The organism is Streptomyces sp. GbtcB6, from assembly GCF_019091475.1.
GTDB classification, from domain to species: domain Bacteria; phylum Actinomycetota; class Actinomycetes; order Streptomycetales; family Streptomycetaceae; genus Streptomyces; species Streptomyces hyaluromycini.
Genome location: NZ_JAGXJL010000069.1, coordinates 34,416 through 40,964 on the forward strand (window position 1 = coordinate 34,416; position 6,549 = coordinate 40,964).

At 68.9% G+C, this 6,549-nt stretch carries 7 protein-coding genes; 1 reads left to right on the forward strand and 6 read right to left on the reverse strand.

The features are described 5' to 3' along the window. Positions 1 to 8: 8 nt before the first annotated feature. Entirely contained in the window at positions 9 to 2,534 is a 2,526-nt protein-coding gene (locus KVT45_RS49055) for an ATP-dependent Clp protease ATP-binding subunit (protein WP_217559641.1), read from the reverse strand. 430 nt (positions 2,535 to 2,964) lie between these two features. On the opposite strand from KVT45_RS49055, the gene KVT45_RS49060 reads away from it, so the two are divergent. Beyond that, entirely contained in the window at positions 2,965 to 3,639 is a 675-nt protein-coding gene (locus KVT45_RS49060) for an SCO3374 family protein (RefSeq protein WP_217559643.1), read from the forward strand. Here the strand turns inward: KVT45_RS49060 and KVT45_RS49065 are convergent. The 5 genes from KVT45_RS49065 to KVT45_RS49085 form a co-directional block, all read right to left on the reverse strand. Beyond that, a complete protein-coding gene (locus KVT45_RS49065) occupies positions 3,618 to 3,953 on the reverse strand; it encodes an Lsr2 family protein (protein ID WP_089099897.1) in 336 nt (111 codons plus the stop codon). The genes KVT45_RS49060 and KVT45_RS49065 overlap by 22 nt on opposite strands. Positions 3,954 to 4,242: 289 nt before the next feature. Continuing rightward, positions 4,243 to 4,776 carry an amino-acid N-acetyltransferase gene (locus tag KVT45_RS49070; protein ID WP_217559645.1) on the reverse strand — a complete coding sequence of 178 codons (534 nt, stop codon included), beginning with the start codon at positions 4,774 to 4,776 and terminating at the stop codon, positions 4,243 to 4,245. A gap of 9 nt (positions 4,777 to 4,785) precedes the next feature. After that, positions 4,786 to 5,235 carry a BlaI/MecI/CopY family transcriptional regulator gene (locus KVT45_RS49075; RefSeq protein WP_308311110.1) on the reverse strand — a complete coding sequence of 150 codons (450 nt, stop codon included), beginning with the start codon at positions 5,233 to 5,235 and terminating at the stop codon, positions 4,786 to 4,788. Between the two features lie 190 nt (positions 5,236 to 5,425). After that, on the reverse strand, positions 5,426 to 5,611 hold the full coding sequence (locus tag KVT45_RS49080) for a hypothetical protein (RefSeq protein WP_217559654.1): 186 nt from the start codon (positions 5,609 to 5,611) through the stop codon (positions 5,426 to 5,428). A 94-nt stretch (positions 5,612 to 5,705) separates the two neighbouring features. Further along, a complete protein-coding gene (locus KVT45_RS49085; RefSeq protein WP_217559666.1) occupies positions 5,706 to 6,323 on the reverse strand; it encodes a hypothetical protein in 618 nt (205 codons plus the stop codon). Between the last annotated feature and the right edge of the window lie 226 nt (positions 6,324 to 6,549).

Below are 6,549 nucleotides of genomic sequence, written 5' to 3' on the forward strand. Positions count from 1 at the left end.
CCTGAGGCTTACGCCTCCTTGCTCAGGTTCGGCCCGGCTCCGCCGGCCGCCTGCTCGATCGGCGGGACGTCCGGCAGTGCCGACTTCTCCTCACCCCGGAAGGTGAAGGTCTTGGCGTCGCCCTCGCCCTCCGTGTCGACGACCACGATGTGACCGGGGCGCAGCTCGCCGAAGAGGATCTTCTCCGAGAGCGTGTCCTCGATCTCGCGCTGGATCGTGCGACGCAGCGGCCGCGCGCCCAGCACCGGGTCGTAGCCCTTCTTGGACAGCAGCTCCTTGGCGGACTGGGAGAGCTCGATGCCCATGTCCCGGTCCTTGAGGCGCTCGTCCACCTTGCCGACCATGAGGTCGACGATCCGCAGGATGTCCTCCTGGGTCAGCTGCGGGAAGACGACCACGTCGTCGACGCGGTTGAGGAACTCGGGGCGGAAGTGCTGCTTGAGCTCGTCCGAGACCTTGTTCTTCATGCGCTCGTAGTTCGACTTCGTGTCGCCCGTGGCCGCGAAGCCCAGGTTGAAGCCCTTGGAGATGTCCCGGGTGCCGAGGTTGGTCGTCATGATGATGACCGTGTTCTTGAAGTCCACGACCCGGCCCTGGGAGTCGGTCAGACGACCGTCCTCCAGGATCTGCAGCAGGCTGTTGAAGATGTCCGGGTGGGCCTTCTCGACCTCGTCGAAGAGGACGACGGAGAACGGCTTGCGGCGGACCTTCTCGGTCAGCTGGCCGCCCTCTTCGTAGCCCACGTAGCCGGGGGGCGAACCGAAGAGACGCGACACCGTGTGCTTCTCGCTGAACTCCGACATGTCGAGGGAGATCAGCGCGTCCTCGTCACCGAAGAGGAACTCGGCGAGGGCCTTGGACAGCTCGGTCTTACCGACACCGGACGGGCCGGCGAAGATGAACGAGCCACCGGGGCGCTTCGGGTCCTTCAGACCGGCACGCGTACGGCGGATCGCCTTCGACAGCGCCTTGACGGCGTCGACCTGGCCGATGACCCGCTTGTGGAGCTCGTCCTCCATGCGCAGCAGACGCGAGGACTCCTCCTCGGTGAGCTTGAAGACCGGGATGCCCGTGGCCGTGGCCAGCACCTCGGCGATCAGCTCGCCGTCGACCTCGGCGACGACGTCCATGTCGCCGGCCTTCCACTCCTTCTCCCGCTTGGCCTTGGCGGCCAGGAGCTGCTTCTCCTTGTCGCGGAGGGAGGCGGCCTTCTCGAAGTCCTGCGAGTCGATCGCGGACTCCTTGTCCCGGCGGACGGCTGCGATCTTCTCGTCGAACTCGCGCAGGTCCGGCGGAGCGGTCATCCGGCGGATGCGCATCCGGGAACCGGCCTCGTCGATCAGGTCGATCGCCTTGTCCGGCAGGAAGCGGTCCGAGATGTAGCGGTCGGCCAGGGTGGCCGCCTGGACCAGCGCCTCGTCCGTGATGGAGACCCGGTGGTGGGCCTCGTACCGGTCACGCAGACCCTTGAGGATCTCGATCGTGTGCGGCAGGGACGGCTCGGCGACCTGGATGGGCTGGAAGCGGCGCTCCAGGGCCGCGTCCTTCTCCAGGTGCTTGCGGTACTCGTCCAGGGTGGTGGCACCGATGGTCTGCAGCTCACCGCGGGCCAGCATCGGCTTCAGGATCGAAGCCGCGTCGATGGCGCCCTCGGCGGCACCCGCACCGACGAGCGTGTGCAGCTCGTCGATGAACAGGATGATGTCGCCGCGGGTGCGGATCTCCTTGAGCACCTTCTTCAGGCGCTCCTCGAAGTCACCGCGGTAGCGGGAGCCGGCGACCAGGGCGCCGAGGTCCAGGGTGTAGAGGTGCTTGTCCTTGAGGGTCTCGGGCACCTCGCCCTTGACGATGGCCTGGGCGAGGCCCTCGACGACGGCGGTCTTGCCGACGCCGGGCTCACCGATCAGGACCGGGTTGTTCTTGGTACGGCGGGACAGCACCTGCATGACCCGCTCGATCTCCTTCTCGCGCCCGATGACCGGGTCGAGCTTGGACTCACGAGCGGCCTGGGTGAGGTTCCGGCCGAACTGGTCGAGGACCAGGGACGTCGAGGGGGTGCCCTCGGCAGGGCCGCCGGCGGTGGCGGTCTCCTTGCCCTGGTAACCGGAGAGCAGCTGGATGACCTGCTGCCGCACCCGGTTGAGATCAGCGCCCAGCTTGACCAGGACCTGGGCGGCGACGCCCTCGCCCTCACGGATCAGGCCGAGCAGGATGTGCTCCGTGCCGATGTAGTTGTGGCCCAGCTGAAGGGCCTCCCGGAGCGACAGCTCCAGGACCTTCTTGGCACGGGGGGTGAAGGGGATGTGCCCGGACGGGGCCTGCTGGCCCTGGCCGATGATCTCCTCCACCTGCTGACGGACCGCCTCGAGCGAAATCCCGAGGCTCTCAAGGGCCTTGGCGGCGACACCCTCACCCTCATGGATCAGGCCCAGGAGGATGTGCTCGGTGCCGATGTAGTTGTGGTTGAGCATCCGGGCTTCTTCCTGAGCCAGGACGACAACCCGCCGCGCGCGGTCGGTGAACCTCTCGAACATCGTTAATCGCTCCTCAGAGCGGTCAGGCAGTGGGGGGAACTTCCCCTCTCTGTCCTACCGCAGCTTAGTCCCGCAAGCAGGGACCGCTCATTCCAACTGCCGACACCGTCGATGGCCTCCTGACCCCGAACGCCGACATCTGCTCCAACCCGATGGTGCGAGACGATGTTCCCGCAGGCCAGGCAGTTACCCCTTCCGTCAGTACGCCGATGGCGAACGTGAGACGGCCTCGCCTGCGTGTCGCCCCCTCCCACTAGGGATGTCTTACCCGCAGCGACTGACAGTCCATGCCGTAGGCCCCCGGTCCCTCCGCTACGGGCGAACAACCTTGCGTCTCTCCGGACCCCCACCCGACCCCTTTTCCGGCACTCTGCGCAGCCGTTCGCGCACCCAGCGTAACTCTGGCGGAGTCGGGACGGTTGCACCTGGCATGGCTGGCACAGCGCCTCCGGCAGCTTCCACGGTCCCTCACCCCCGTCGTCCGTTCGATTCCGGTTCCGAGTGCGGCCGGCGGCCGGGCCGGCTCCGGCACTGGTACGAGAACGATCTGGGATGGGCAACAGTGCCCGCGGCGCCCGGAGAGCCGCTGCGGCTGGTCACGGGCGGGCGCTTCGACGTGCTGGAGGTGCCGGCGCGAGCGGGCGTACGGGCGCTCGGGCACCTGGCGCCGGGCTCTCCGGTGGCCCTTCAGGGCGGCCGGATGCGGCTGCTGGTGGCCGCGGGCAGCGCGGAGGAGCTGCCGGGGCTGCTGGACTGGCTGGAGTGGGGCGCACCGGCCCTCGATCTCGACCTGCGGGCCCTGGGCGCCGGGGGCGCGATGGACGCTCCGGCACGGCCCGAGCCGGCGGTCACCGGGGTCCGGCCGCCTTCCGGATCCGCCGACGGGCCGGGCGGGCCCGTGCAGGGGGCCGCCGTCTGGTTGCGGCCCCCCGAGTCGGGGTGCGAGGTCGAGGCCTCGCTGCCGACGCTGTCGGCCATGGGGGGCGTTGGAGGCGCCCCCGATCTCGTACGGCTGGTGAACACGGTGGCCACGGAGTGCCACCGCATCCGGCTGCGGCGCGCGGGCCGCGGGCCGGAGGATTGTCAGGCGTTGGCGTCCTCGTAGGCCTGGCGAATCGTCGCGGGAACACGGCCGCGGTCGTTGACCTCGTAACCGTTCTCCTTGGCCCACGCGCGAATCTGCGCGGTGTCCTGGCTGCCGCCGGAAGCTGCACGGGCCTTTCCACGTCCGCCCGCAGCACGGCCACCGGTACGCCGACCGCCCTTGACATACGGGTCGAGAAGGCCGCGCAGCTTGTCCGCATTGGAGGTCGTGAGATCGATCTCGTACGTCTTGCCGTCCAACGCGAACGTCACGGTCTCGTCCGCCTCGCCGCCGTCGAGGTCGTCGACAAGAAGGACCTGAACCTTCTGTGCCACCGGATTTCCTTTCATCGATAACTTCAGGGCCGGGGGTCTGCGGCGTCCGCCGTTTCGCCGCCCCCTGTTATATGCAGTACTGCAGTACGTCGGAAAGCAAACCGCTTTTGCGGGAAAAACACAAACCCCTGGGAGAGACCGAGGGGCCCGCTCCCGCCCGGAAACATGCGCGTTTCGGACATAGGGCACCTGGGCAAGGCGGGTTGCCCGGAATAGTGGGCCGATCTCCTGCCCATCTCCGCCCCGATGACCCTTGTCGACCCTTGTCCGCCGCGATCCCTCTCGGCGATCACAGATGCAGAAGCATCCGGCTGTTGCCCAAGGTGTTCGGTTTCACTCGTTCGAGTCCGAGGAACTCCGCGACACCCTCGTCATAGGAACGCAGCAGCTCCGCGTAGACATCGGTGTCCACGGGTGTCTCGCCGATCTCCACGAAGCCGTGCTTCCCGAAGAACTCGACTTCGAAGGTCAGACAGAAAACGCGGCGAACACCAAGCCAACGCGCGGTCTCCAGCAACTTCTCCAGCAACTGATGACCGACACCGGCACCCTTGAGGCTCCGGTTCACCGCGAGAGTGCGCACTTCCGCGAGGTCTTCCCACATCACGTGCAGTGCGCCGCAGCCGACCACCTCGGCGTTGTCGTCGCGTTCCGCGACCCAGAACTCCTGGATGTCCTCGTAAAGCGTCACCGTGGCTTTGTCGAGCAGGATGCGGCCGCGAACGTACGCGTCGAGGAGGCGGCGCACCGCCGGGACATCGCTGGTCCGGGCCCGCCGGACGGTGATGGCTTTTGCGGTGACTTCGGGGCGCATCGCTGACATGAGCGGACGCTATCGCCCGCCGGTGTCCGCCACGGAGCCGGGGTTCTCCTCTTGCGGAGCTTCCCGGTCTTCCCTCTCTTCCCGCCGTTCCTGGCTATCCGGACCCTGCACGATGCGTACGGCGTCCCGCAGAGCCTGCCGCTGTTCGTCGCTCATCATCCCGAAGAAGGCGACGAGTGCGGCGGCCGGGTTGTCGCTCTGCGACCAGGCGTCGTTCATCAGGGCGGCGGCGTAGGCGGCCCGGGTGGAGACGGCCTCATATCGATAGGCGCGTCCTTCGGCCTCCCGCCGGACCCAGCCCTTCTGATGGAGATTGTCCAAAACGGTCATCACCGTGGTGTAGGCGATCGACCGCTCCTGCTGAAGGTCTTCCAGGACTTCTCGAACGGTCACCGGGCGGTTCCACTTCCACACCCGCGTCATGACCGCGTCTTCGAGTTCTCCCAATGGGCGAGGCACAGCTCAGAACAATAGTGGGAGATCCCGCCAATGACGTGCCAGACATGCACTTTCACCAGCAAAGGCGAACAAAAAGGGCGTACGACTCGGAAAGTGCGGGCGCGACAGGGGACGCGCGGCGAGTCGTACGCCAGGAGACGGCGGGCAGACGGCGGGCCGGGAGGGCGGCCCAGGGAGGGTGCGGCCCGGTTCAGACGCCGTCGGCCTTGGAGACGGCGGCGTGGCGGGCGCTCTGCGCGCGCTCCAGGGCGGCGTCGACCGCGGCGTCCTCCTTGGCCTTGGCGGCCCCGCCCTGGGTCTTCACGATCACCCGGACCAGACCGATGAAGAAGACGGCCATGACGACCGGAGGCAGCAGCGCGGAGACGTAGTCCATGCGTCCAGGGTAGCCACGGGGGACCGGGCGAAAGGGGCGGGGTGGGCGAACCGCCCCCGACCCCCCGCCAACTGCCGCTTTCCCGGACGACCGGTCAGCCGGCGGCGAGCTGCTGCGGGGGCCCGGCCGGCGGCGAGGCGGGCCGGCGCCGGGGAAAGACCTCACCCGGAGTGGGAATGGGCCGCTTCGGCGCGTCGGGCTCGGGAGCCGCGGGCTGCGGGGCGGGCCGTTCGGCGGGCTTCTCCTTGGGCTTCCTCTCCGGCTCCTTGGCCACGCCGCCCGGCAGGGCCGTCAGCCGGACCCTGGAGGCCGGAACGGCGGGCGCCGGCACCTTGCGGGCCCCCTGGGCGAGCCGGGCCCGCACATCGCGCTCGGCGAGGTCCTGGCAGCGGCCGAGCAGTGCGGCGGCGTCGGCGTTGCCCCGCAGCGCCCGTAGCGCGGCGAGGTCGTCCGGGGCGGGCCGGTGCCCGGCACCCAGCACCTCCTCCAGGAGGGCGAGATAGCCGGCGACGGTCCCCGGCAGGGCGGCGCGGTACCGGGCCAGATCGGCCACCAGGAAGGCACGAAGCCGGGCCCCCTCGCCGATCGCCTCGTCGAGCGACTCGGCGAGCCGATGACAGTCCTTGACGTCCTCGGCGGAGACGGGACCGGGGTGAAGGGCGAGGGCGAGAGCACGGCGGAGCACACGCAGCTCCTCCGCACCGAACGCCATGCCGCCGCGGGATCCGTATGGCGTGGGCATGGTCCGAAGATACGCGTAAATCAGACAAACTCGACACAGCACGCGGGTGTGGCGCAACAGGCCACCCACCTGGCCGCCGCCAGCCGCCCCCCTTCTCAGCCCGTCCGGTGCTCGACGAGAGCCGGTCCGCACCCCTTTCAGCCCGTCCGGCGTTTGAGGACGAGGCCGTTCAGGCCGAAGCGGGGGTCCGGGGGCG

Bases quoted from the DNA above. Each gene is read 5' to 3' on its own strand.
- KVT45_RS49085 (WP_217559666.1), bottom strand. From the start codon at position 6,323: ATGGCGTTCGGTGCGGAGGAGCTGCGTGTGCTCCGCCGTGCTCTCGCC.
- KVT45_RS49070 (WP_217559645.1), bottom strand. From the start codon at position 4,776: ATGTCAGCGATGCGCCCCGAAGTCACCGCAAAAGCCATCACCGTCCGG.
- KVT45_RS49080 (WP_217559654.1), bottom strand. From the start codon at position 5,611: ATGGACTACGTCTCCGCGCTGCTGCCTCCGGTCGTCATGGCCGTCTTC.
- KVT45_RS49060 (WP_217559643.1), top strand. From the start codon at position 2,965: ATGGCTGGCACAGCGCCTCCGGCAGCTTCCACGGTCCCTCACCCCCGT.
- KVT45_RS49055 (WP_217559641.1), bottom strand. From the start codon at position 2,534: ATGTTCGAGAGGTTCACCGACCGCGCGCGGCGGGTTGTCGTCCTGGCT.